At 40.6% G+C, this 25,086-nt stretch carries 17 protein-coding genes; 10 read left to right on the top strand and 7 right to left on the bottom strand.

Translation table 11 applies throughout. The features are described from left to right. Positions 1-23: 23 nt before the first annotated feature. From BVC88_RS00445 to BVC88_RS00455, 3 genes are read right to left on the bottom strand one after another with little or no spacing between them, the layout of a single operon-like run. Positions 24-1,418, bottom strand: a complete 1,395-nt coding sequence (locus BVC88_RS00445) for an efflux transporter outer membrane subunit (protein WP_075348677.1) — start codon at positions 1,416-1,418, stop codon at positions 24-26. After that, positions 1,415-4,582 (bottom strand): efflux RND transporter permease subunit, encoded by a 3,168-nt coding sequence (locus BVC88_RS00450; protein ID WP_075348678.1) that lies wholly within the window; start codon positions 4,580-4,582, stop codon positions 1,415-1,417. Before BVC88_RS00450 ends, BVC88_RS00445 begins: the two co-directional genes overlap by 4 nt. A 4-nt stretch (positions 4,583-4,586) precedes the next feature. Then, the gene (locus BVC88_RS00455) at positions 4,587-5,726 is read right to left on the bottom strand and encodes an efflux RND transporter periplasmic adaptor subunit (protein ID WP_075348679.1); all 1,140 of its coding nucleotides are present in this window, start codon (positions 5,724-5,726) and stop codon (positions 4,587-4,589) included. Between the two features lie 226 nt (positions 5,727-5,952). Here BVC88_RS00455 and BVC88_RS00460 point away from each other — a divergent pair, with 226 nt between their 5' ends. The 5 genes from BVC88_RS00460 (at position 5,953) to BVC88_RS00480 (ending at position 11,938) form a co-directional block, all read left to right on the top strand. Next, positions 5,953-8,112, top strand: coding sequence for a TonB-dependent receptor (locus tag BVC88_RS00460; protein WP_075349405.1), 2,160 nt, complete (start codon positions 5,953-5,955; stop codon positions 8,110-8,112). 11 nt (positions 8,113-8,123) lie between these two features. After that, positions 8,124-8,768: a hypothetical protein gene (locus BVC88_RS00465; RefSeq protein WP_075348680.1), complete on the top strand. Its 645-nt coding sequence runs from the start codon at positions 8,124-8,126 to the stop codon at positions 8,766-8,768. Between the two features lie 95 nt (positions 8,769-8,863). Beyond that, positions 8,864-9,940: a sensor histidine kinase gene (locus BVC88_RS00470; protein ID WP_075349406.1), complete on the top strand. Its 1,077-nt coding sequence runs from the start codon at positions 8,864-8,866 to the stop codon at positions 9,938-9,940. Next, positions 9,937-10,689 carry a LytR/AlgR family response regulator transcription factor gene (locus BVC88_RS00475; protein WP_075348681.1) on the top strand — a complete coding sequence of 251 codons (753 nt, stop codon included), beginning with the start codon at positions 9,937-9,939 and terminating at the stop codon, positions 10,687-10,689. The genes BVC88_RS00470 and BVC88_RS00475 overlap by 4 nt, the downstream gene beginning before the upstream one ends. A gap of 136 nt (positions 10,690-10,825) precedes the next feature. After that, positions 10,826-11,938 (top strand): DUF4221 family protein, encoded by a 1,113-nt coding sequence (locus BVC88_RS00480; RefSeq protein WP_075348682.1) that lies wholly within the window; start codon positions 10,826-10,828, stop codon positions 11,936-11,938. A gap of 116 nt (positions 11,939-12,054) precedes the next feature. On the opposite strand, the gene BVC88_RS00485 is transcribed toward BVC88_RS00480, so the two are convergent. From BVC88_RS00485 to BVC88_RS00495, 3 genes are all read right to left on the bottom strand, one after another. Further along, positions 12,055-13,626, bottom strand: a complete 1,572-nt coding sequence (locus tag BVC88_RS00485) for an Rne/Rng family ribonuclease (RefSeq protein WP_075348683.1) — start codon at positions 13,624-13,626, stop codon at positions 12,055-12,057. A gap of 179 nt (positions 13,627-13,805) precedes the next feature. Beyond that, entirely contained in the window at positions 13,806-14,633 is an 828-nt protein-coding gene (locus BVC88_RS00490; RefSeq protein ID WP_075348684.1) for a tetratricopeptide repeat protein, read from the bottom strand. Between the two features lie 17 nt (positions 14,634-14,650). Continuing rightward, positions 14,651-14,959, bottom strand: a complete 309-nt coding sequence (locus BVC88_RS00495; protein WP_075348685.1) for an HU family DNA-binding protein — start codon at positions 14,957-14,959, stop codon at positions 14,651-14,653. Between the two features lie 144 nt (positions 14,960-15,103). Between BVC88_RS00495 and mutY the strand changes: the two genes are divergently transcribed. The 5 genes from mutY to BVC88_RS00520 all read left to right on the top strand — a co-directional run bounded on the left by mutY (position 15,104) and on the right by BVC88_RS00520 (position 24,457). Then, complete coding sequence (mutY, locus tag BVC88_RS00500) at positions 15,104-16,171, top strand: A/G-specific adenine glycosylase (RefSeq protein ID WP_075348686.1); 1,068 nt, start codon at positions 15,104-15,106, stop codon at positions 16,169-16,171. Positions 16,172-16,217: 46 nt separating this feature from the next. Further along, positions 16,218-16,685 (top strand): single-stranded DNA-binding protein, encoded by a 468-nt coding sequence (locus BVC88_RS00505; RefSeq protein WP_075348687.1) that lies wholly within the window; start codon positions 16,218-16,220, stop codon positions 16,683-16,685. Positions 16,686-16,753: 68 nt separating this feature from the next. After that, the gene (gene gldE / locus BVC88_RS00510) at positions 16,754-18,103 is read left to right on the top strand and encodes a gliding motility-associated protein GldE (protein ID WP_075348688.1); all 1,350 of its coding nucleotides are present in this window, start codon (positions 16,754-16,756) and stop codon (positions 18,101-18,103) included. 383 nt (positions 18,104-18,486) lie between these two features. Then, the gene (gene gltB, locus BVC88_RS00515) at positions 18,487-22,977 is read left to right on the top strand and encodes a glutamate synthase large subunit (RefSeq protein WP_075348689.1); all 4,491 of its coding nucleotides are present in this window, start codon (positions 18,487-18,489) and stop codon (positions 22,975-22,977) included. A gap of 1 nt (position 22,978) precedes the next feature. Further along, positions 22,979-24,457: a glutamate synthase subunit beta gene (locus tag BVC88_RS00520; RefSeq protein ID WP_075348690.1), complete on the top strand. Its 1,479-nt coding sequence runs from the start codon at positions 22,979-22,981 to the stop codon at positions 24,455-24,457. Between the two features lie 82 nt (positions 24,458-24,539). Here the strand turns inward: BVC88_RS00520 and BVC88_RS00525 are convergent, their stop codons facing one another. Next, positions 24,540-24,968, bottom strand: a complete 429-nt coding sequence (locus BVC88_RS00525; protein WP_075348691.1) for a DUF4890 domain-containing protein — start codon at positions 24,966-24,968, stop codon at positions 24,540-24,542. Between the last annotated feature and the right edge of the window lie 118 nt (positions 24,969-25,086).

The raw sequence follows: 25,086 nt of genomic DNA on the forward strand, positions 1-25,086 counted from the left end.
ATTTAAACTCATACAATTTCATATCACCATCCTCCCCCTAAGGCCTTATACAATTGTGCATAACTACTGAGCAGTTCCTGCTTGGTTCCAGCAAAATTCAACTGAGAATCAAATGCCTGCCGCTGAGACTCAAGATACTCCAAGTAGCTCGTTACGCCCTGATTGTAGCGCTCTTGAGATAAAAACATCGCGCGCAGCGCAGCTTTGACATGAGCTTCTCTCGCAATCAATTCCTTTTTGAGAGAGGTAATATTTACCAGCGTATTTTCTACTTCCCGAAAGGCTTCCAAAACAGTCCGCTCATAGTTTAGCACAGCTTGCCGAGTTCGGCTTTCCTCGATATCCACTTGTCGCTGCAAAGCCCCCCAATTAAAAATTGGGCCTAAGATCGATCCTCCTAGATTCCAGGCCGAACCCATACTGCTCAATTCACTTCCTGCCGCTCCAAGTAATCCCGTCAAGGAAATATTTGGAAGTCGATTAGCCTTTGCTGCACCAACTAAGGCATTTGATGCGATAAGCTCTTGCTCCGCAAAAAGCAGATCCGGCCTTCTTGCCAATAATTGGCTAGGCAAACCTTCAGGAATAGTAATATCAAGAGATTGATCAATCAAAGCAGTCCCAAGTTCAATTTCCTGCGGAAGCTCCCCAACCAAAACACTGATTTGATTTTCAGTTTGGGCAATCAATCGCTCCCAAATCGGAATACTTCCTGCGGCGATCGCACTCTGGATTTGTGCCTGATTAAGGTCTATCTCAGCTATAATTCCTTTTGCAAAACGCTCCTCGATAATAGTTTCCATACTATCTCGAAGCGCTAAGGTTTGATTGGAGATTTCAAGGCGAAGCTTGTATTCCAATAATTGAAAAAAGGATGCCGCTACTGTACTCATCAGACTCAGTTGAGTTGCCCTAAAACCTTGTTCAGAAGCTAAAATATTAGCTTTTGCAGCTTCATTGAGTCTTCGGTATTTCCCCCAAAAATCAATTTCCCAATTCACCGATCCAAACCCGGTAAATACATTTTGGGTATTCGGAAGAACCAGGCCGGCATAATTTCCTCTGGATGCTCCTGCTGAATAGCCGATTGAAGGTAACATTTGGGAGCGTTGAATCACCAAAGCGCTTTGCGCTTGTTGGATATTTTCTGCTGCAATGGCTAAATCCTGATTATTCTCCAGCGCCTTTTGAATCAATGCCTCCAAAGCAGGATCCCTGAAAATATTAAACCATTCGATGTTTACCAGCGAATCCACTTTCAAAGTGTCAACATTTACCATAGCAAACTGCTGCTGATAAGTCGTGTCCGAAAACCGGTATTGGTCGGGAATCGTGACTTCAGCTCCCTGATAATTTTGTCCGGATTTACAGGACCAAAGGGATAACAATCCCAAACTGATGAGTAGTAATTTTCTCATGATTTTTGGGTGTTTAAAAGAGCCTCTCGTTTTTCTTCATATTTGCCAAGCTTTCCTACCAAGACAAATAACATTGGATAAAGGAACAAGCCCAATAATGTGGCAACTCCAATCCCACCTAGCAATGCCATTCCCATTACTTTTCTAGCCTCAGCGCCAGATCCAGAGGCCAGAATTAATGGCAATACTCCCAGAATAAAGGAGAAAACTGTCATCAAGATCGGTCTAAACCGAAGTTTAGCTGCCTCCACTGCCGCATCAAAAAGGCTGAGTCCTTCATCAAATTTGATCTTGGCAAACTCTACAATCAGGATGGCATTCTTAGCTGCCATCGCAATCAGCATGACCAAAGAGATTTGAGCAAAAATATTATTCAAATACGCTTCGTCCATCAGCCTTGCCAGATATAGGAATAAGAAGGCTCCAAAAAGGGCGAATGGAGTTCCTAACAAAATCGCAAATGGTAGCGACCAACTTTCATATTGTGCTGCTAAAATCAAAAACACAAAGAAAAGAGAAAAAGCAAATATCACTCCTATCTGGCCTGAAGAGGCTTTTTCTTGGTAACTCATAGCGTTCCAACTATAGGTCATGTCATCTGGGAGAACCTCTGCTGCCACTTCCTCCAAAGCATCCAGCGCTTGTAAAGAGGAATATCCAGGCGCTGGAGAACCAGTCACTTCAGCAGACCGGAAAAGATTAAATCGATTGGTATAATCCGGTCCGGAGATTCGCTTGACGTCCACAAAGCTTGAAACAGTAACAGACTCCCCTAGATTATTTTTGACATAGAACAGATCAAGGCCATCTTCGCTCTGACGATATTCTGGTTCAGCTTGCACATAGGCTTTATATAGTCTACCAAAACGGTTGAAATCATTAATATATGCACCTCCTAGATAAGCAGCGAAGGTGTTATATACATCACTCAGACGAACTCCAGTTTTCAGAATCTTATCCTGATTGATCTCCATAAACCGCTGCGGAACACTCGCTTGATAAGTCGTAAAGGCTGAGGCAATCTCTGGTCTTTCTTGGACAGCTTTGATGAATGCATAGGTGTTTTGTGCCAAATAAGCTGGATCCTGACCCTTTTTATCTTGGATCATAATGCTAAATCCAGACCCATTCCCAAGGCCAGGAATAGCCGGAGGACCAAAACTAAAGGCCTGCGCTTCTTGGATCTCTTTTGCAAAAATCACATTCAAACGCTGCATCACCTCTTTGGCGGTGGCATCTCGCTCATCCCAATCCTTTAAAGTGATGAACATGAATCCTGTATTTGGGATAAAAGATCCTGCGAGTAAACTAAAACCGGAAAGTGCGGTGGCATATTCGGTTTCAGGTTGAGCCATTACGATCTCCTCAATTTTCTTCATCACCACATCCGTACGCTGCATCGAAGCTGCATTTGGCAACTGCAAATTGACGTAGATATAGCCTTGGTCTTCTTCAGGCAAAAACCCTCCGGGAACCATTGATCCGAATATGCCAGCTGCCACTAGCGTTATCAAGATATAAATCGAGCCACGCTTGAGCTTCCCAGCCATGACTTTAGCCAAACCATAATAGCTTTCGGTACTCTTATCAAACCCTGTATTGAATTTGGTGAAGAATCGACCCAAAAGTCCTTTGCTTGGACCCGATGAACTTTTCAACAAAAGCGAGCAAAGTGCTGGACTCAGAGTCAAAGCATTGATGGAGGAGAACAAAACCGATACGGCGATTGTAATCGCAAACTGCTGGTAGAGCTTACCCGTGATTCCAGCCATCGCGGCCACAGGGACGAATACCGCGACCATGACCAGCGTAGTAGCAATTACCGGAGCAGTTACTTCTCTCATGGCTTCCGAGGTAGCTGTTTTTGGATCCATCCCTTTTTGCATATTCACTTGCACAGCTTCTACCACGACAATCGCATCATCCACCACGATTCCAATCGCCAAAACCAATCCTAATAGCGAAAGTGTATTAATGGAAAAGCCCAGCATTGGGAAAACCATAAATGCGGCAATTAGAGAAACGGGTATCGCAAGCGTTGGAATCAAAGTAGCTCTCCAATCTTGGATGAAAAGGAAAACTACCAGTACAACAAGCAAAAGAGCAATAATAAGTGTTTCGATAATCTCCGAAATACCGGCTTTTATCGGCGCTGTAGAATCCAATGAAACCTTGTATTCGATTCCTTCAGGAAAACCCTCAGCTAGTTCATCCATCGTCTGACGAACAGTTTCGGACAGCTCAACAGCGTTAGAACCTGGCGCTTGATACAGTGCAATAATTGCACAGGAGTTTTTATTAAGTCGCGTGAAGGCGTTATAGGATTCCACTCCCAACTCTACTCTAGCTACATCTTTAATAAAAATCTGACTACCATCCTCTTCCGATCGAATAACTACATTCCCAAACTCCTCCTCCGAAACCAATCGATCAGGAAGTCGAACCGTATAAGTAAACTCTGTTCCTGGAGGTGCTGGTTCGGAACCGAACTTTCCTCCTGGAGCAATGACATTTTGCTGACGGACTGCATCAACTATTTCTGGAATTGTGATTCCAAGTTTTGCCAGTCGATCCGGCTTTACCCAGATTCGCATAGAATAATCACTTGCACCCAGAACCTGAACTCTCCCTATTCCTTTGGTTCGCGCAAGCTGATCTTTGATATTGATAATTCCATAATTTCCTAGAAATTCCTGATCGTAAGCTCCATCAGAAGTGAGAGTTACCAGCATCAGAATATTTGGCATCGACTTTTCGGTCTTTACTCCCAGGCGTTTTACTTCTTCGGGCAGCTTTGGCGTAGCTGCTGCAGCCCTAGTTTGGGTAAATACCGTATTCATATCCGGATCCGTGCCCAAATCAAAAGTCACATCAAGCGCTAAAGTCCCGTCATTAGCATTGGTAGATTTCATGTAAAGCATGTTTTCTACACCATTGACTTCCTGCTCAAGCGGGGAAGCAACGGACTGTTCCACACTGATAGCATTCGCTCCAGTAAACGCAGTGCTCACTCTCACTACAGGCGGCGTGATGTCAGGATACTGCTCTACGGCTAGCCCAAGAATGGAAACCCCTCCGATAATCACCATAAAAAGGGCGATCACTATCGCTACAATTGGCCTCTTAACAAAGAATATATGCTTTGAATCGTCTAGTTCGCTCATGCGTTTAGTCTTTGTATTGAGATTGGAATACAACTTCTTTAGGCAAAATTTCCTGCCCTACTGCTACCTTTTGTATAGCTTCCCAGACAACAAGATCGTTGGCTTCTAAACCAGATTTCACTAAAAAATAATCGCGGTAATTTCCGGCTACTTCTATTCCTTGTTGGACGATTTTATTTTCCTCACCAACTTTAAACACAAAGAATTTTCCCTGAAATTCGCTTACGGCTCTTTGGGGGACAAGAACCCCATTTTCCACATTTTGAATAGGGACTCTTACCCGAGCAAATTGCCCTGGCCGAATCAGTCTATCTGGATTTGGAAAAGTCGATTGAATTAAAATAGTACCTGAACTCGCATCGATTTGTCGGTTGATAAAATCTACTTTCCCGGTTTGGTCAAAAAGTGAACCGTCAGCCAGGATCAGTTTGACATTGGATGGGTTATCCTGAAGTTTCCGATGCTCTTCTTGATATTCTTTAAAAATAGATAAGTAATCATTTTCGGAAAGGAAAAACTCGACTCGAATTGAATCGATTAATGAAACCACATTGAGAATTACTGGATTTGGATCACGCCCTACAAATTCCCCAATTTTAGCGTTGGTTTTCCCAATCAATCCATCAATGGGCGATTTGATTTGGGTGTAGCTCAATTGGATTCCCTGATACCTTACCTTAGCTTCAGCAGCACTGACCATTGCCTTGGCAGCATCTCGATTTGCGATTGCTGCATCCAAGTCCTTTTCTGAGATAGCATTTATTTCTGCAAGAGGTCTATATCTGTTAAGATCATTTTCAGCTTGTGTCAACTTTACTTTGGCTGAGGCAAGTTCGCTATTGGCAGTGTTGACTCCCTCTTGAAAAGGATCTGAATTTATTGTGTAAAGTAGTTCTCCTTTTCTGACCATTCTTCCTTCCTGAAAATGTATTCCCTCCAGATAGCCTTCAGCCCTTGCCCGGATGGGGATATCCACTTTCCCATAGATTTGAGCCACAAAATCCTTTTCCAATTGGATTGACTCTGTTTTCAATTTAACTACCTCAACTTCCAACGGAGGTTTTTCAATCACTTCAGGGGGGGAAGAACAGGAACAGGCTATTAAAATCACTCCTAAGAGAAATTGCTGAGGGGAAATGCTCATAATAAATAAATAATTAATTACTCAACCTATAAGGTTAAAGATATGAAAATCAAATAAAATCTTGATTAGATCAACTTTAGGGAAAATATAATTTGCTATTTCTTATTGATCCCACATTTTTTCATTCAGTGGATTTTACACTTCAGTCCCAAAAAACTACGCTTCAGTCAGGTTTAATTTTAAAATGAAGTGGCCTTTTGCAGATTTGATTCAAATACGAATCGAAATGAAAGCGAAATTTATTCTTCTGATTTACTTTTTCCTCTTCCAGACACTTGCCTTTGGTCAAACCATCATAAGTGGATTTGTCTTGGACGAAAAAGGAATTGCACTTCCGGGTGTAAACGTTTTTATAAAAGGAGGATACGATGGAGCGACCTCCAAAATAGATGGCAGTTACCGCTTTGAAACTGAATTAGAAGGATACCAGATTTTAGTATTCCAATTTATGGGATTCAAATCCAACCAACTCAGTATCGAGTGCAAAGCCGAACTTTTAGAAATCGAGACCATTATCCTAACAGAAGAAATCACCGAAATGAACTCCGTGACTATCTCAGCAGGAGCGATGGAAGCTTCCGATGAAGGGAAATCAGTAATTCTTAGACCCCTCGATATTGTCACTACACCAAGTGCTATGGGCGATATCATGGGTGCCTTCCAAACCCTTCCTGGCACAAGTACTGTTGGGAATGACGGTAGACTTTTCGTAAGAGGTGGAGATGCCAGCGAAGTAGGAATCTATATCGACGGGATGCGTGTCGGTAATGCTTATGGCACCACAGCAGGAAATGTCCCAACACGCACCCGTTTTAACCCAAACTTATTCAAAGGAACGTTCTTTAGCACGGGTGGGTATTCCGCAGAATACGGCCAAGCGCTTTCCTCAGCTTTGGCACTGAATACAAAAGACCTTTCGATCCGAAGTCAAGGCGATCTGAGCATTATGACGGTTGGTGGGGGTTATTCACATACCCTGGCAAATGAAAAACATAGTATTACCGCCAGTGCCAACTACTTCAACCTAGGACCTTACCAAGGTCTGATCAAACAAGAAATTGATTTTGAAGCCGCTCCAAATGCTTGGGATGTGGAACTAGCCGCCCAGAAGAAAACAGGCAAAAATGGACTGCTCAAAGTAATGGCTAGAACTGAATCAGGGGGAATGAGTCTTTGGCAGCTACTACCAGGAACAGATCGCAAGGTTTTGGTTGATCTGAAAAATGATTACAGCTATGCACAAGCAAACTGGAGAACTATTCTGAAGAATGAATGGACAATTTTTACAGGAATTTCATACTCCAAGAACCTAGACCTGATCGGTTATGACAGCCTTCAGATTGAACGAAGCAATGAACTTATCCACATCAAAGGAACGGCTATTAAAGATTTTTCAGATCGGCTTTCTGCAAAATTTGGGGTAGAGCACTTCATTCATCCTTACTCAGAAAAACTGGTCCGAGAAGGTTGGGTAAGGGATTTTGACGATCGCGAAACGTATTTGTTTACCGAATGGGATTTTTACCTAAACAAGGATTTGGTTTTCCGTGGTGGGCTTAGAGGCGGGGCCAGCAAAGTTTCGGAAGAAAAATGGTTGGACCCCAGATTCTCTGTAGCCTATCAGTTGAAGGAAAAAGGTCAATTGTCATTTGCCGCCGGTAGCTTTCATCAATTGCCTGTGGATAACTTTCGGGTTTTGAATACTGATCTTCAAAATTCGGAATCCAATCACCTGATTTTAAACTACCTATTTTCAAAAGATGGGTTTACTTTCCGAGCAGAAACCTTTTACAAATCTTATGATAATCTGGTTACTTTTGAAGGACTTCCTGACAATCCAGAATTATTGAAAAACGGAGGATCTGGATATGCTAAAGGAATTGATTTTTTCTTCAGAGATCGTCAGACCTTCCGAAATACAGACTATTGGGTCACTTATAGCTTTGTGGACAGCAAGAGAAGTTTTAACCAATTTCAAACTGAAGTACAACCAAGTTTTGCTCCAAAGCATAACCTTTCAGTAGTGGTTAAGCATTTTATAGTTCCTTTCAAATCTCAACTCGGAGCTTCTTTTGCCTACAACGATGGCTATTCTTATACAAATCCCAATGTGGATAACTCAGAAATGAATGCTAAAACTAAGAGCTTTCAAAATTTGAGTTTATCCTGGAGTTACCTCCCAAAACCTAACCTAATCATTCATTTAGCCTGTACCAATGTATTAGGTAGAGATAATGTGTTTGGCTTCACTTTCAGTCCAAAAGCAAATACTGAGGGAATATTTGAATCCATTCCTCAAGGTCAGGTTGCACCAAGATTTCTATTTCTTGGAATTTTCTTAACCCTATCAAAAGACAAAACTGCAAACAATTTAAATAACCTCTAAATCAATAAATTATGAAAAAGTACATTTTAACAACCGCTCTTTCCCTTTTGTGGATAACTCTAAGTTTCGCTTCAGAATCTGCGTTTGAAGAAGCAATGATCAAACAATTAAAATCCAAAAACATGATTCAGACAGCTGAAGTGGCACAGGATGTCATCAATGGATTCATGAGAATTGCCGAAGCAAATGAAGGTGAATGGCTTCCACTATATTATGCTGCTTTAACCCAAACTGAAACTGCATTTAGATTTGATGTAAACAAAGATCAATACTTCGATCAAGCACTGGAAATCACAAAACAAGCTGCTCAAATCTCGCCAACTAATTCAGAGATTACTGCACTTCATGGCTATATCCTCATGGGAAAGATCAGTCTTGACCCAGGAAGCCGAGGTCAAAGCCTAAGTCCACAAGTGATGGAGCTATTTGGAAAAGCCATCGCTCAAGACAGAAGTAATCCTAGAGCTGTGAATTTGATGTCTCAAATGGAATTGGGAATGTCAAAATTCTTTGGGTCAGGCCCAGAAAAGGCTTGTGGAATGGCTAGAATGAGTCTGGAGCTTTATCAAAAAGAAGAAGAAAAGATTAGCGAGAAATATATTCTTCCTACTTGGGGGAAGGATCAAATGATGGAATTAATGAAGAATTGTAATTGATTTTAATTTAATTGTTTACAATATATATCATTCAGCAAATCCTTTCATAAATTACTTTTGAAAGGATTTGCATGTTTTTATTTAACTTCAATCCGATGCCAACAGAAATACAGCAAAAGAAGATTCAAGAAATAAATGGGCTTTGGACGAGCATCCCAAAATTCATCGGGATCAATTTCTTGATCGCCGTCATTTTAATCCCTGTATATTGCCCCTCTTGTCTCTTATCCTGGGATGGTTTGATTTCAGCAAGGGAAGATTTCTTGTTTGCCTTCTTATTTTCCTCGGTATTAAGCTTTGGAGGAAGTCGGGTAGATGATTATTACGAGGCAAGAATTTCTTGGATCAGTCAGCCAATCAAGCGTTTAATCCTGACTGTTATCACCTACTTAATCTATTGTTTCGTCGCTACATTCCTTATCGCATTTTTCATTTCTTGGTTTTACGGGCATTTTACTTTAGACGATGTTAAATGGAGTTATTTGGTACAATTTACCAAACTACCAATGATTATTGCATTCGTATTTATGTCCTTGTTTACCACCCGATCTTGGCTTTTGGAATGGAAAAAATCAGCCACTGAAGCAGAAAAACTTCGAACAGAAATGATGGCAAGCCAATACCAAAGTTTAAAAGACCAGCTTAATCCCCATTTCCTCTTTAATTCCTTGAATGTACTTTCCAATCTAGTCTATGAGGATGCGGATCGCTCGGCCGCTTTTATTCTTAAGCTTTCAAAAATCTACCGATATGTTCTTGAAGTACAGCAGGAGGAATTGGTCGCTTTGGAAAAAGAGTTGGATTTTGCCAAAAATTACCTGGAGTTGCAAAAGATCCGATTTGAAGAAAACCTAATTTACAACATCAAAGCTGCGGGTACTGAACCCCTTTTTCTTCCTCCACTTTCCTTGCAACTTTTACTTGAAAATGCAATCAAACACAATGAGGCTAGTCAAGAGAACCCCCTCTTTATTCAAATCATTCGAGAAGGAAACGAATTGTGGATAACTAACACCTTTCAACCGAAAAAGAAGTTGAACGAGCCCTCAACTGGAATAGGATTATCCAATATTAGAAAGCGATATGAGCTACTTAGTAATCAAGAAATTCAAGTGATTCAAACAACTGATGAGTTTATAGTAAAGCTTCCTCTTTTAAAGTTATACACATGATCATAGTGATTATAGAAGATGAACGACCTGCCGCAAATCGATTGATACGGCTCTTAGAACAGTATTTTGTAGGAGAAAAGTTTATTCAGGGATTAGATTCAGTAAAGAAATCTATTCAGTGGTTTTCAGAAAATCCAGCTCCGGATTTAATCTTTTGCGACATTCAACTGGCTGATGGAATCAGCTTTGAAATCTTCGAACAGGTAAAGTTATCCACACCAATTATTTTTACAACAGCATACGATCAATATGCCATAAAAGCATTTAAAGTCAACGCGATTGACTACCTACTGAAACCAATAGATCCGGATGAGTTGGCCAGATCAATTTCAAAATTCAAGGCAAACCAACTGAAGCCCAACTTAGACTTTGAAGCAATAAAAGCTATGCTCGCTCCCAAAGTCGCAAGTTTCAAAACACGATTTTTAGTAAAATATGGAGAGAAGATTCAAAGTATCGCGGTTGAGGAGATTGCATTTTTCTATAGTGAGTCTAGAGTGACTTTTTTACAAACCAATGAAGGGAAGCAATATGTACTGGATCAGACATTGGAGCAATTAGAGAGTCAAATTGATCCAGCTACCTTTTTCAGATTAAATCGAAAATACCTTTGTTCCTTCCCTTCGATTTCCGAAATTTTCACCTATTCAAATAGCCGATTAAAAGTAAAGTTGGTCAATTGTTCAGATGAAGATATCTTGGTCAGTAGAGAAAAAACAGCAGATTTCAAGACTTGGCTAGATGGATAAAGAGAAAACTGTCGAAGAAACAAATCAAGATATTGAACGATGTGAAACAGCTTTTCGTGAAAGGCTGGTCAGTTTTCACCTTTGTGAAGAAATAATTTTTTTATTTTATTACATTAGTTGAGTTAATTCTTAAGCTATGAAACAATTCCAACTATTCCTCTTGTCCTTTATTTGGGTCCTTTTTGCATGTCAATCTACTGAAGTTAAAAAAATCCCCGTCTTTCAACTGGAGGACTTGATTGTCGATACACTGTATTTGGAAAAGGATACGGTAACAAAAGATCTGGGCACAAATTTTAATTATATTAAAAGAGGAGATAAAGAATTTCTTGTAACCACACGAAAAAATCGGTTTCTTGAATACAGCTATCCAGAAGGAAAACTGATTCGGGACCAACTCTATTTTACTGAAGGACCAGATGGGATTGGCAGCTTTATTCAAGTTGATTTTACAGATGATTCTTCCGCTTGGTTTGTATCCTCCACGAAGCTTGTAAGAGCGGATCACTTCGGGAAAGTAAAGTCTCGTTATAATCTCCCACAAGGTCCGCCTGAAAGATTGGCAATCAATTATAATACTCTGATGGGAACAAAAGCTATAAATATCAATGGAAAGATAATTATTCCAGATGTTCCATTTGTGCTAAAGGAGTCCTTGTTGGATTATGAAAACTGGCTGCTCGAATTTGAAACGAAAGACAGCTCAATCAATTATGTGAAATTTAAGTATCCAAGTAAATACCGTGATTTTCTGGATGATCCCACGTTCGCTACTTATCAGAACGAGTATAATGAAAAAGAAAATCTACACTTGATTTCCTTCCCTGCAGACGACTCCCTTCTGGTTATTTCCCAGAATTCGAAGAAATGGATATATGCAGGAGTGGATGAGAAAATGGAATTTTTGGCGGGTAAAACTGAGGAACGAGGTGAATTCACAGCTTTTCTTCCGAACAGCAATACCAGTAAATACAGTTGGGTGGATTATGATCCTACCGCTCTGGTTTATCTACGTGGGGCAATTATAAGACCTGACACAGAGGCAAACCGAGATCAGGGTAAATCTCCACTTTCCAAACTAGTGATTTTGGATAAAGACTTTAAAAAAATAACAGAAGTCGTTTTACCTTTTAATACCCGTGGTTTTTCGACACCGGACGGTTACTACTTATACATCGGATACCCTCACTCCGAAGATGAAGTCGGATTTGTCAGATTAGATTTCTCAAAAATAAACACTAGGAAATAATACTAAAGAATTCGGAGGGTTTTAAAGTGCAAAAGAAAATCCAGTTTCTAGACGCGCTCATTGCACTTCCTTTGTGTCCTTAGCGATTAAAAAAATACTCAAAAAAAAAAGCGAGACTAATCAGTCTCGCTTTTTACAATTAGTTCGATTTCCTCTCCAGATTCATCTAGGAATCTGTATTCCGTCACCGGCAGGGAAGAATCTTTGATCAGTTTAATCCATTTGTAATACTTGAAAAACCACTTTACTCGCTGGCTAATCATGCCACTGGTAAAGTATGCGTGCAGATAGGGATGCAGCCCGATTTGGATTTTGTCCACGTTTTGGATAGTAGCCATATGCTCCAGATCTTTTTCCAGCTTATCCGCCACCAAAATAGAGGCTTGGATTTTACCGGTACCATTACAAGCCGGGCAAGTTTCTTTGGTCACAATATTGACCTCCGGCCTTACACGCTGTCTGGTGATTTGCATCAGTCCAAACTTGCTCAATGGCAATACTGTATGCTTAGATCTGTCAGACTTCATTTCTGAATTCATCGCATCGAAGATTACCTTTTTGTTCTCGGCACGCTTCATGTCGATAAAATCGACTACGATGATTCCCCCCATATCTCGGAGGCGAAGTTGTCTGGCAATTTCTTTCACAGCGACCAGGTTTGTTTTTAATGCTGTTGATTCTTGGTCGCTTTCCTGATTGGACTTATTTCCACTATTCACGTCGATGACGTGAAGGGCTTCGGTATGCTCGATGATCACATATCCTCCCTGCGGGAGGCTGACCGTCTGTCCAAAGAGGCTTTTGATCTGCTTTTCTATTCCAAAACTTTCAAATAACTTAGCTTTACCGTTGTGAAGCTTGACAATTTTTTCTTTTTCAGGGGCTATAGTCCTGATGTAGGATCTGATCTGATCGTAAGTTGATTCTTCTTCTACAGTGATTGCGTCGAATGATTCATTGAGTAGATCTCTCACTAGTGAGGAGGCCATACTCATCTCTCCAATGATCTTATCGCGACTCTTTGCTTTCAGCAATTTTTTCATTCCCTCTTCCCAATTGGTGAGAAGATTTCGAAGGTCTTTATCCAATTCCGTTACGGATTGGCCTTCAGCAACTGTCCGGATAATTACTCCGAAGTTGGCAGGTTTGATAGAATTGATGAGTCTCAGAAGACGCTTTCTTTCCTCACTGCTCCTAATCTTTTTAGACACATTGACTGAGTCTGAAAAGGGTACAAGCACAAGGTAACGACCAGGTAGAGAGAGCTCACAGGATAGTCGGGGGCCTTTCGTAGATATAGGTTCTTTGACGACCTGAACCAGTATTTGCTGGTTTTTGGATAGAGGGCTGGAAATTTTTCCAATCTTATCTATCTCAGATTCGTTTTCAAAGCCTTTCAGCATGTAATTGCTGTAATTGTTGTTGCGAACTTGCTTGGTGAACTTAGTCAAGCTGTTGAAATTTGGCCCCAGGTCTTGGTAGTGAAGGAATGCATCCTTCTCGTATCCTACGTCAATGAATGCGGCATTAAGCCCATTGACTATTTTTCTGACCGTACCGAGGTAAATATCTCCAACTTTGAACTGGTTGTCCATCCCTTCGGAATGCAACTCAATCAAACTTTTATCTTCGAGAAGAGCAATACGACTCCCGTTTTGAGCAGAATCGATTAACAATTCCGTACTCAAAGTCTCTAATTAATAATGTAAATGAACGTTGTACTAAAATGAGAATAAGAAGAAGTGTATTACTTCTTCTTATGTCTGTTTTTTCTTAGTCTTTTCTTACGCTTGTGCGTAGCGATCTTATGTCTCTTTCTTTTCTTTCCGCAAGGCATAGTCTTTGGATTTAGTTGTGATACAATAATTTACAGCTTGTCAAGATAGCTTTGGATACTTCCCAAGATCATTTCATCCTGCGTCATTTCCTTCACTTTCTCGAACTGAGCTTTTGCTTTATTCTTTTGATTCGCTTCAAAATAGCTCACTGCAAGATAAAACTGTCCCTGAAGATTATTTGGATGATATTGAATCAATTCCTCAAATCGTTCAGTGGCTCGTTTGTACTGGCCAGATTGCATAGATAGGATTCCCATATTGAATAGTCCATCCTCATTAGTTGGATCTTGTGCCAAAACTTCTCTCAGCATCGTAATCCCCTGCATTGGGTTGGACGAAGACACATAGGTCATCGCTATTTTTGTTTTCAAATCTAATCGTGCTGGATCTTTATCTAGCACCTGTGTTAAATACTTTCGAGTTTGATCGGCTGTGAAAGACACCTTATCAGCATCCAGAGCAAAGCCAAAAGCCTCATAATAGGCATTTCCCGCTTTTTCGGATAGTTCACCGGATGGATACTTATCAGCCGCTAGGCTTAAAAAATATCCAGCACTGTCATACATTCCGAGCTCTCGATAAATTGAAGCCAATCCATCTGCTGAAGATAAGTAATCTTCTTGACTGGAGTTAGCAGCAATCTGAAGCTTTAAAGCATTAATTTTTTCAGCTTGATCAAGAGAGATCTCAGCATCATGCATCGCCATTGGATTGGCTGACTCTGAAGTTTCGGGCTGGTTTTCTTGAGAAATTCCATCTGCCTCCCCTTCATTATCCACCACTACTTTAGGTAGTGCATACAGTCCTACGACTGCAATGACCCCAATAAGCAATAAAATGAGCTGAGATCTTTTCATGTCAATTCTCTCCAGGCTTAGTCCTGAGGAGCAAGGTCCTTGATTTTTTTACTCGATTTGATCTTCTCGATAAACACCTTCGATGGCTTGAAAGCCGGAATGTAATGCTCATCAATTACGATCGCTGTGTTTTTTGAAATGTTACGGGCGATTTTCTTAGCTCTCTTCTTGTTAATGAAGCTGCCAAATCCTCTCACATAGATGTTATCACCTTCGGCCATTGAATCCTTCACTACTTTGAAGAATGCCTCAACTGTCTGTGTTACATCGTCTTTCTGGATTCCAGTTTTATCTGCAATCTTGCTAATTACTTCTGCTTTTGTCACTGTTAAATTATTTAGAAATTATGAAATAAGCTTAACAACCTATTAACCAAGTGTTTTTGGGACTGCAAATGTACAAGAACCTACGCAATTAAAAAACATATTCAGAAAAATTAGCTTGGTTTGTATAACTGATTTTATTTACCTATGACTCCTAATCCTACTGACTATCAGGCCTTTTCTTATCAAATAATTCGTTGGTACCGTGAAAATCCAAGAGATTTACCTTGGAGAAATACCTTAGATCCTTATAAAATATGGCTATCTGAGATCATTTTACAGCAAACTAGAGTAGCACAAGGCTTACCTTATTATGAAGCTTTTGTAAAGGCTTATCCAAAAATCAAGGATTTGGCCTTAGCACCAGAAGAAGATGTATTGAGGCTCTGGCAAGGATTGGGCTATTACAGTCGAGCGAGAAACCTTCATTTCTGCGCAAAATCGATTTGGTTTGACTTGAACGGAAAATTTCCAGCTAGTTATGCGGAACTTCTAAAGTTAAAAGGTGTAGGTAGCTACACGGCAGCTGCAATTTCAAGTTTTGCATTTGGTGAAAAAAAAGCAGTGGTAGACGGGAATGTATTCCGGGTACTGGCAAGGTATTTTGGAATAGCGACTGATATTGCGAGTGGAGCGGGTAAAAAAGAATTTGAATCTCTTGCCAATTTAATTATTCCAACAGAAAATCCTGCCGAATTCAATCAAGCAATAATGGATTTCGGGGCAAGAATGTGTGTTCCTAAAAATCCAGCTTGTGATTCTTGTCCCTTAGCAAATTCATGCTTTGCTTTCCAAAAGGATCTGGTAAGTTCACTTCCTTTGAAAATCAACAAAACCAAAGTGAAGGAGCGAGAGCTACATTATTATGTGATCAAATGCGGAAATCAATCGGTCTGGAATAAAAGAACCTCTGGAGACATTTGGGAAGGGTTACATGACTTTCCTCAAGAAGGGATATTCTCAATAAACGAGAATGAAGACAAAGGCTTTCCCAAACCTGAAAGCATAAAAGTTTATCCGAAAAAATACAGACACATTTTGTCACATCAGAAATTGAATGCTCAGTTCTCCGAAGTCAAAATTCCAGATGAAAAGACTGCAGAATTAGCTCAATGGTGTGTTAACCAAGGTCTTTTACTCGTAGAAGAAGAAAGAGTTGACTATCTGGCAAAGCCAAAGTTAATAGTCAACTTTTTGAACGATACTAAGATTTGAGTACCTTCATCAAGTAGAATTTCGAAAATAAAACAAAGAAAAAAATATGGCAGGAGTTAACAAAGTAATATTAGTGGGGAATCTTGGCGCAGACCCAGAAGTAAAATATTTGGAAGGAGACAATGTGGTAGCAAATCTTAGCCTTGCAACTACTGAGGCCTATAAAGATAGAAGTGGAAACCGAGTAGAACAAACAGAGTGGCATGATCTTGAACTATGGGGTCAGCAGGCAAAAATAGCTGAACAATACCTCAAAAAAGGAAGTCAAATCTATGTGGAAGGAAAGATCAAATCCGACAAGTGGACTGATGAACAAGGTCAAAATAGAAAACGGATGAAGATAAGGGTGCTGAGTTTCACTATGCTTGGAGCAAAACCCGAAGGAAGTGGATCTGGAATGGGTAATCAAGCTCCTGCAGCTCAAAACTACCAACCTAAAGCTACTGCATCAGCTCCTTCACCAAACCCACCGATGATGGAAGCTGATTCAGCAGATGATGATCTTCCATTTTAATATCTGAGTCCTCTGGATTAGTTTTCAGGGGATTTTTTTAATTTTGCACCAACCACTTTGGTTTATACATGGACGATCCCTACCCGAGTCTAGAATTATTAGGACAGATAAATGCCCCCTCTGCAAGCTATCTGATATTAAATAGCTTGATTTTTATTTTACTTCTCATTTGCTCAGCCCTTGTTTCAGGATCAGAGGTTGCGTTTTTTTCACTTTCGAATGAAGACTTAGAAGAGATTGGAGAATCCAACAGCCCAAATGGGAAAAAAGTATTAGAACTTATTGAATCCCCAAAAAAGCTTCTTAGTACGATCCTGATTCTGAATAACCTCATCAATATTGGAATAGTCACGTTAACGACTTTTGTGGCCTGGTCTATTTTTGGCACCAATGCAACAGGAATTGTGGTTATTTTAATACAGACCGTAGGAGTTACGTTTGCGATTGTTTTCTTCGGTGAGATTGTTCCAAAAGTCTACGCAAACAAGGCGAAAAAGGAATTCAGTCTTATAATGTCCCCTTCTATCGCTTTTTTCTCGACTATTCTAAAGCCAATCTCTGTCTTCCTGATGGCATTTAGCGATGTATTAGAAAAACGGATCAAGAAAAAAGGCTATTCCCTATCGGTCAATGAACTGAATCAAGCACTAGAGCTTACCACTGAAGATACCCCTTCCGAAGAAAAAGATATTTTGAGAGGTATTGTAAACTTTGGAACCTTGACAGTGAAGCAAGTCATGCGGAGCAGAATGGATATCACCGCGGTAGACGTAGATATAGATTTTCATGAACTCATGGATCGTATCAATAAAAGTGGGTACTCTAGGATCCCAGTCTACGAAGAGACAATTGATAACATACTCGGGATCTTATATATCAAAGACCTCCTACCTCATATCGAACAGGAAGAGGACTTTGCTTGGAGGGAGTTGATCCGAAAAAGCTTCTACGTCCCCGAAAACAAAAAAGTAGATACCCTATTAAAAGATTTCCAACAGAAAAGAGTGCACATGGCCATAGTCGTAGATGAATATGGTGGCACCTCTGGATTGGTCACATTGGAAGATCTCATTGAGGAGATAATAGGAGAAATCAATGATGAATTTGATGATAGAGATGAATTCCTTTTCCAGGAAATTGATTCCTCCACCTTTATTTTTGAGGGAAAAGTATCCTTGAATGACTTTTGTAAAAAGCTTGAGCTTGACTCTCAAATTTTTGATGAGGTCAAAGGAGAAAGCGAATCCCTTGGCGGTTTGCTTCTTGAACTCAATTCCAAATTCCCTAAAAATGGGACAAAGATCCAATTCGAAGATTTCGAGTTTACCATTTTGGCTATGGATTCTAGAAAAATCAAAAAAGTCAAAGTTCATCTCAAGTCTGGGGAAAAAGATTCTCTTAACCCTTTTACGGACTGATTTTTTTATTCTGAAAAATTCTAAAAATTCAGAATATAATTTTGGGAACAAAATTAATAATCTCCTATTCTATTTATAAAAAGCCTACATAAAGAATTAAATGAAAATATTTTTCATTTTTTTTCAAAGAAACTTAAATTTCAAAATAATGACCATTTTTTAATTTAAAAGCGATTTTTTTCACCCTTATTTCTTGCAAAAGCATGCCTAATTTCGCCTTAAGCTGTAAAAATTATTGCGAAATCGTTTTTGCTAAAAAATCAATAAAGTTAAATTTCATAAATAATACTGCATCAAACTACCTGATTTTTTACGTTTATTTTAATAGGATAAAATTTTTCTGTAATTTTTGGAAATTTTAAACCTATTAAATTCTAATACTAATGCAAGAAGGTTTGTATCGATCGGAGTTTGAGCATGACTCCTGCGGTATTGGTGCAGTTGTTGATTTGAGCGGAGTGCCCTCACATGAGACGATCAGCGATGCGCTATACATGCTGAGCAATATGGAGCATCGAGGTGGCCGTGGTTCCGATCCTAAAACAGGAGACGGTGCTGGGATCTTAATTCAAATCCCCCATCAATTTCTAAAAGATATTACTATCCGGACAGAGATCAATCTACCAGAGGCAGACTCTTATGGGGTAGGTATGACTTTTTTCCCAAAGAATAAACAGCTCTTCAAGAAATCGAAGGAACTTTTAAATCAAATCATTGAGCAGCTGGATTTTGAGCTGATTGGTTACCGCTCTGTCCCAGTAGATGTAACAGTTCCAGGATCGGGTGCATTGGAAGTGATGCCCAATATTGAGCAGCTTTTTGTCAAACATAAAAAGGGACTGACAGGAATTGAATTGGAGCGAAAACTTTATGTTTTACGAAATTTTGCGACTTCCGAAATCAATGATAAAATACCGGGAGTAAACCATGCATTTTATTTTGCCAGTTTAAGTAGCCGAACCATAATCTACAAAGGTCAGCTACGAACAGATCAAGTTTTAGCCTTCTTCAAAGACCTCCAAAACTCTCGAATCGAATCGGCTTTCGCCATTGTTCACTCGAGATTTTCTACCAATACTTTCCCAAACTGGAGACTAGCGCAGCCTTTCCGTTGCCTTTCTCACAATGGAGAAATCAATACCATCCGAGGCAATTTGAATAAAATGAAATCGAAGGAAAACTTGATGAAATCGAAGTTTTTCTCCGACGAGGAATTGGCAATGCTCATGCCGATTACAAACAAAATGAACTCGGATTCGGCTAATCTGGATGCGATGGCTGAATTGCTTTCACTTAGTGGAAGAAGTCTTCCACATGCCATGATGATGCTGGTTCCGGAAGCCTGGCAGGATAATGAGGTCATGGATCGAGACCGTAAAGCCTTTTATAAATTTCACGCTTCCTTGGTAGAACCTTGGGACGGACCTGCTGCTTTGTTGTTTACAGATGGCAAATCCGTAGGAGCAACTTTGGATCGAAACGGCTTACGTCCGCTTCGTTACTTTATCACTAAAGACAAGCGCTTAATTCTTTCCTCTGAAGCCGGTGCACTGCCCATCAGAGAAGCCACTATTGAACAAAAAGGAAGAATCAGTCCAGGAAGAATGCTTTGGGCGGATCTTGAAAAAGGAAAAGTATTGTTTGACGAAGAGGTAAAAAGCGAGATCTGTAAAAAGCAACCTTACGAACAGTGGGTAAATGATCAGCGAATCAAGCTTCGCTTGGAAGATGACCCTGAGACATTGAGCCATCCATACTCGACGGAAAACATCAAAAAATGTCAAACTGTGTTTGGCTACACTGCCGAAGAACTTAAAGTTGTCCTTGCTCCTATGGGGAGCACTGGTTATGAAGCAATTGGATCAATGGGTGCAGATACTCCTTTGGCTGTACTCTCCAAACAAAGTCAACATATTGCAAACTATTTCAAGCAATTATTTGCTCAGGTAAGTAATCCACCGATCGACCCGATAAGGGAGCGAATGGTGATGTCCTTATTTACCCGACTCGGAAATGGGCAAAATATCTTGGAGGAAAGTCCAAAACACACGCGTCAGATTCATATTTCTCAGCCTGTATTACTTAATGAAAGCCTAGAGAAAATAAAAAATATGGAAGGTCAAGGCTATCGTTGCAAAACTTTAGCAAGTCTTTTCAAAGCTGATCATCAACCAGGAAGATTGTTAGAAGCACTGGACAGCCTTTGTGATGAAGCGGAAAAAGCTATTACTGAAGGAAAAAACATCTTGATCATTTCTGATCGAAATAGTAATGAAGAATATGCCCCTATTCCATCCTTATTGGCAATTGGAGCGGTACACCATCATTTAGTAAAGAAAAAAATAAGAACCAGTGCAGGCTTGGTTTTGGAATCAGGCGACATACGAGAGACACATCACTTTGCCACTGTCATAGGATACGGAGTCTCCGCCGTTAACCCTTATCTTGCTTTGGAGTCTTTACTCGAAATGTGGGAAAAAGGTAAATTCCCGTCTATCAAGGACAGAAAAACTCTTTTCTCAAATTATCAAACTGCGATTGGAAAAGGGCTCTTGAAAGTCCTTTCAAAAATGGGGATTAGTACGCTCCAGTCTTACCAAGGAGCACAGATTTTTGAGGCAATAGGTCTTGGACCTGAGGTGATTGACCGATGCTTTAAAGGAACCATTTCCAGAATTAGCGGGATTTCATTTGACGAACTCGCCGAAGAAGTTCTTATTCGACACCGAGCGGCTTATCAAACCAACTCTCCAATATTGGAAACTGGGGGCGTTTACCAATGGAAAAGAAAGGGTGAAAAACACCTTTTCAATCCGGAAACGATTCATTTACTCCAAAAATCAACTCGTCTCAATGACTTTGAGATGTACAAGAAATTTGCAGCAAAAATCAATGAACAAAGCAAAGATGCATTGACATTGAGAGGGTTATTTGAATTCAAAAAACGCATTTCTGTCCCAATAGATGAGGTTGAACCTGCTTCTTCAATCATAAGGAGGTTTGCTACTGGAGCCATGTCTTTTGGTTCGATTTCCCATGAAGCACATTCCACGCTTGCCATTGCCATGAACCGTATCGGCGCAAAAAGCAATTCTGGCGAAGGTGGGGAGGACGAGATCCGCTTTGCCAGAAAAGAAAACGGGGATTGGGAGCGGTCTGCAATCAAGCAAGTTGCTTCTGGTCGATTTGGTGTGACCAGCAACTACCTCACCAATGCTGCGGAATTACAAATTAAAATGGCCCAAGGTGCTAAACCGGGTGAAGGAGGCCAGCTTCCTGGACATAAAGTAGATGATTGGATCGGAAGAGTACGTCATTCCACTCCTGGGGTGGGATTGATTTCACCTCCTCCCCATCATGATATTTATTCCATCGAAGATCTGGCACAGCTGATTTTTGATTTGAAAAATGCCAATCGAAAAGCAAGAATCAATGTCAAGTTAGTTTCTCAGGCAGGTGTAGGTACAGTTGCTGCCGGCGTGGCAAAAGCGATGGCAGATGTAATCCTGATTTCTGGAGCAGATGGAGGAACAGGAGCTTCACCGCTCAGTTCGATTCGTCATGCTGGATTACCTTGGGAGCTTGGCCTTTCAGAAGCACACCAAACTCTGGTAAAAAATAACCTTCGAAGTAGAGTGACACTTCAGACAGATGGGCAGCTTCGAACCGGTCGCGACCTTGCCATAGCAACTTTGCTAGGAGCAGAAGAATGGGGGATTTCTACTGCTGCATTAGTAGTAGAAGGCTGTATTATGATGCGAAAATGCCATCTGAATACTTGTCCGGTAGGAATTGCAACCCAAAATGAGGATCTGCGAAAACTCTTTACGGGTGATCCGGATCACGTGGTAAATTACTTTTATTTCTTAGTGCAGGACCTTAGAGAAATCATGTCTTCACTTGGGTTCAAAACGATCGATGAAATGGTAGGCCAAAGCAACGTGCTTCAATCTACTGGCCATCTGAATCATTGGAAATGGGATAAAGTGGATCTAAGCCCTATTTTCCACAAAGTGGAAGTTCCTGATCACGTGGGGATTTTCAAGCAAATCGATCAAGAGTTTGAACTTAAGGAGGTATTGGATCGACAGCTAATTAAAGCAGCCCATCCATCCTTGGAGCAGGCCATGACCTCAGAAGGTAATTTCCCGATTAAAAATACAGATCGCTCTGTGGGTGCAATGCTTTCAAACGAAATATCTAAAATCTATGGAAGTGTCGGCTTACCCGAGGATACTGTTCATTTCAAATTCAATGGGTCGGCAGGTCAGACATTTGGAGGATTTCTTGCCAAGGGAGTAAACTTCGAACTGGAGGGTGAGGCGAATGACTACTTCGGAAAGGGACTTTCTGGCGGAAAATTGATCATTTACCCAAGTAGAAATGCACGTTTTGTCCCGGAAGAAAATATCATTATCGGAAATGTGGCATTTTATGGAGCTACCTCTGGTGAAGCCTATATCAATGGAAAAGGAGGCGAGCGTTTCTGTGTGAGAAATTCCGGAGTAAAAGCAGTTATCGAAGGGATCGGAGATCATGGATGTGAATACATGACAGGTGGGCTAGTCATCAATCTGGGAGAAATAGGCCGAAACTTTGCCGCTGGAATGAGTGGTGGAATCGCCTATATTCTAAAGGATTACATTACTGAAATCAATCCAGAGTTAGTAGATATAGATCTTTTGGAAGAAGAGGATTTCCAAACCATCAAATCCCATATTAAGCGACACGTCAGACTTACTCATTCAGGGTTGGGTCAAAAATTCCTGGACAATTGGGAAGAAACCAAACAGCAGTTTATCAAAGTAATCCCTAGAGATTACAAAGCTGTATTACAAAAAAGAGCATTAGAACAATCAAAATCATTGGTGTAAGATGGGAGCGAAAGAAGGATTTATTCAGTTTAAAAGAGAAACACCTGTAGCTAGAGACCCAAAAGAACGGGTGGGTGACTACAAGGAGATATATAAGCCATTTTCCGGCGAGCAATTAAACCATCAGGCAGCGCGATGTATGGATTGTGGAGTTCCATTTTGCCATAACGGCTGTCCATTGGGAAATGTAATCCCCGATTTCAATGATGCGGTTTACAATCAAGAATGGGAAGAGGCAATCACGATTTTAAGAAGTACAAATAATTTCCCAGAGTTTACCGGCAGAATTTGCCCAGCTCCCTGTGAGGCAAGCTGTGTGTTAGGAATTAATAAGGATCCGGTGGCTATCGAATTAATAGAGAAAAATATAGCAGAAAAAGCCTACGAACTCGGTCTAATCAAAGCGAACCCACCAAAAACCAGGACAGGAAAATCTGTTGCAGTAATAGGCTCAGGTCCTGCTGGACTGGCTGCTGCAGATCAATTGAATCAGGCTGGCCATGAGGTTACAGTTTTTGAAAAAGATTCTAAGCCAGGAGGACTCCTTCGGTATGGAATTCCGGATTTCAAATTAGAGAAATGGGTGATCGACCGAAGAATCGATTTTATGAAGCAAGAAGGGGTGATCTTTTCCTGTGATACAGAGGTTGGCTTCAATATCAAGGCAGATAACATTCTGAGAAATTTTGATGCAGTTGTCTTGGCCACAGGAGCTGCCCAACCCAGAGCCCTAAACATCAAAGGAGATGATTTAAAGGGAGTTCATTTTGCGATGGAGTTTCTAGGAAAACAAAATCAGGTGATCGGTGGAGAAATTGATGAAAACCCAATTTCTGCTAAAGGAAAGCATGTCATAGTAATTGGCGGAGGAGATACGGGAAGTGACTGTATAGGTACTTCAAATCGTCATGGCGCTGCTTCGATCACTCAATTAGAGCTTTTGCCAAAACCTCCACAAAAAAGAAAGACCTTGAATCCTTGGCCAGAATGGCCTATGACTTTGAAAACTTCCAGCTCACATGAAGAGGGGGCAGAGCGCGTATTTTCCATTCTCACTAAAGAGTTTATTGGAAATGAAGCCGGCGAGGTTGTTGGACTTAAGCTCGTAGATTTGGAGTGGAAAGATCTTGGTGGAAGAATGGGGTTTGAGGAAATTCCTGGAACAGAACGGGAAGTGCCCTGTGATTTGGCATTTTTAGCGATTGGCTATACTGGTCCAGCTCAGAATGGTTTACTCGAGGCATTCCAAGTAGATACCATGGAAAACACATTGCCAAAATCAAAAAATTACAAAAGCAGTAACGGAAAAGTATTCTTAGCTGGAGATATGCGCAGGGGTCAGTCTCTTGTGGTTTGGGCGATTTCAGAAGGAAGAGAAGCTGCTGTAAATGTCGATGAATACCTGATGGGAAGCTCCATGCTTCCACAGAAAGACGAATCCTTTTTCCATGTGGAGGATGAAATAGCAAATGCTGGATAAAGGATGATCCCAAAGGTTTGAAAATACAAATGCCCCCAGAATTTCAAAATCTGGGGGCATTTTTACTTTTAAAGGCTTTGATTTAATTTCCTCCACCTCTTCGTTTTCGAAACTCTTCCCGATCTTCAATCTGACCTCCCGGTCTTCTACCTCGATCTTTTTGACTTAGCTTTATTTCTTCCCATTTTCCAAGCTGCTCTTCAGTAAGTACTGACTTGATTTTTTCATCCTGCCTTTTCATCTCTTCTCTTCGAGCATCCATTTCGGCTTTTCTAGCTTCGGTTTCTTTCATCCGCTCAGCTCGATCCTGATCCATTTTTTTGGCTCGTTCGAGATTTATTTCAAGAATTTGCTTTTTCTGATCAGCAGAAAGGCTTAATTCTTCAGCCATTTTCTCGGTCATTTTCGTTGCCCGTTGTTCTGGGCTTGGTCGCTCGCCACCTCGCTGTTGTGCCATTGCACTTAAGCCGATGAATGCCATCAGACCTAAGGTTAAAATTATTTTTTTCATCTTTTTTGTGGGTTAGTTACAAGGTTTAGACCTGTGATGCCTATCTAGGTTTAACAAGAACTACCAAAATGATTGTTAAGAAAACTTAATTACCTATTTGCACCATCAAGACAAATAA

The organism is Algoriphagus marinus (assembly GCF_001936475.1).
Taxonomy (GTDB): Bacteria; Bacteroidota; Bacteroidia; order Cytophagales; family Cyclobacteriaceae; genus Algoriphagus; species Algoriphagus marinus.

Bases quoted from the DNA above. Each gene is read 5' to 3' on its own strand.
- mutY (WP_075348686.1), top strand. From the start codon at position 15,104: ATGACTCCTAATCCTACTGACTATCAGGCCTTTTCTTATCAAATAATT.
- BVC88_RS00470 (WP_075349406.1), top strand. From the start codon at position 8,864: ATGCCAACAGAAATACAGCAAAAGAAGATTCAAGAAATAAATGGGCTT.
- BVC88_RS00465 (WP_075348680.1), top strand. From the start codon at position 8,124: ATGAAAAAGTACATTTTAACAACCGCTCTTTCCCTTTTGTGGATAACT.
- BVC88_RS00520 (WP_075348690.1), top strand. From the start codon at position 22,979: ATGGGAGCGAAAGAAGGATTTATTCAGTTTAAAAGAGAAACACCTGTA.
- BVC88_RS00460 (WP_075349405.1), top strand. From the start codon at position 5,953: ATGAAAGCGAAATTTATTCTTCTGATTTACTTTTTCCTCTTCCAGACA.
- BVC88_RS00505 (WP_075348687.1), top strand. From the start codon at position 16,218: ATGGCAGGAGTTAACAAAGTAATATTAGTGGGGAATCTTGGCGCAGAC.
- BVC88_RS00525 (WP_075348691.1), bottom strand. From the start codon at position 24,968: ATGAAAAAAATAATTTTAACCTTAGGTCTGATGGCATTCATCGGCTTA.
- BVC88_RS00480 (WP_075348682.1), top strand. From the start codon at position 10,826: ATGAAACAATTCCAACTATTCCTCTTGTCCTTTATTTGGGTCCTTTTT.
- BVC88_RS00490 (WP_075348684.1), bottom strand. From the start codon at position 14,633: ATGAAAAGATCTCAGCTCATTTTATTGCTTATTGGGGTCATTGCAGTC.
- BVC88_RS00455 (WP_075348679.1), bottom strand. From the start codon at position 5,726: ATGAGCATTTCCCCTCAGCAATTTCTCTTAGGAGTGATTTTAATAGCC.
- gldE (WP_075348688.1), top strand. From the start codon at position 16,754: ATGGACGATCCCTACCCGAGTCTAGAATTATTAGGACAGATAAATGCC.
- gltB (WP_075348689.1), top strand. From the start codon at position 18,487: ATGCAAGAAGGTTTGTATCGATCGGAGTTTGAGCATGACTCCTGCGGT.
- BVC88_RS00475 (WP_075348681.1), top strand. From the start codon at position 9,937: ATGATCATAGTGATTATAGAAGATGAACGACCTGCCGCAAATCGATTG.
- BVC88_RS00450 (WP_075348678.1), bottom strand. From the start codon at position 4,582: ATGAGCGAACTAGACGATTCAAAGCATATATTCTTTGTTAAGAGGCCA.
- BVC88_RS00445 (WP_075348677.1), bottom strand. From the start codon at position 1,418: ATGAGAAAATTACTACTCATCAGTTTGGGATTGTTATCCCTTTGGTCC.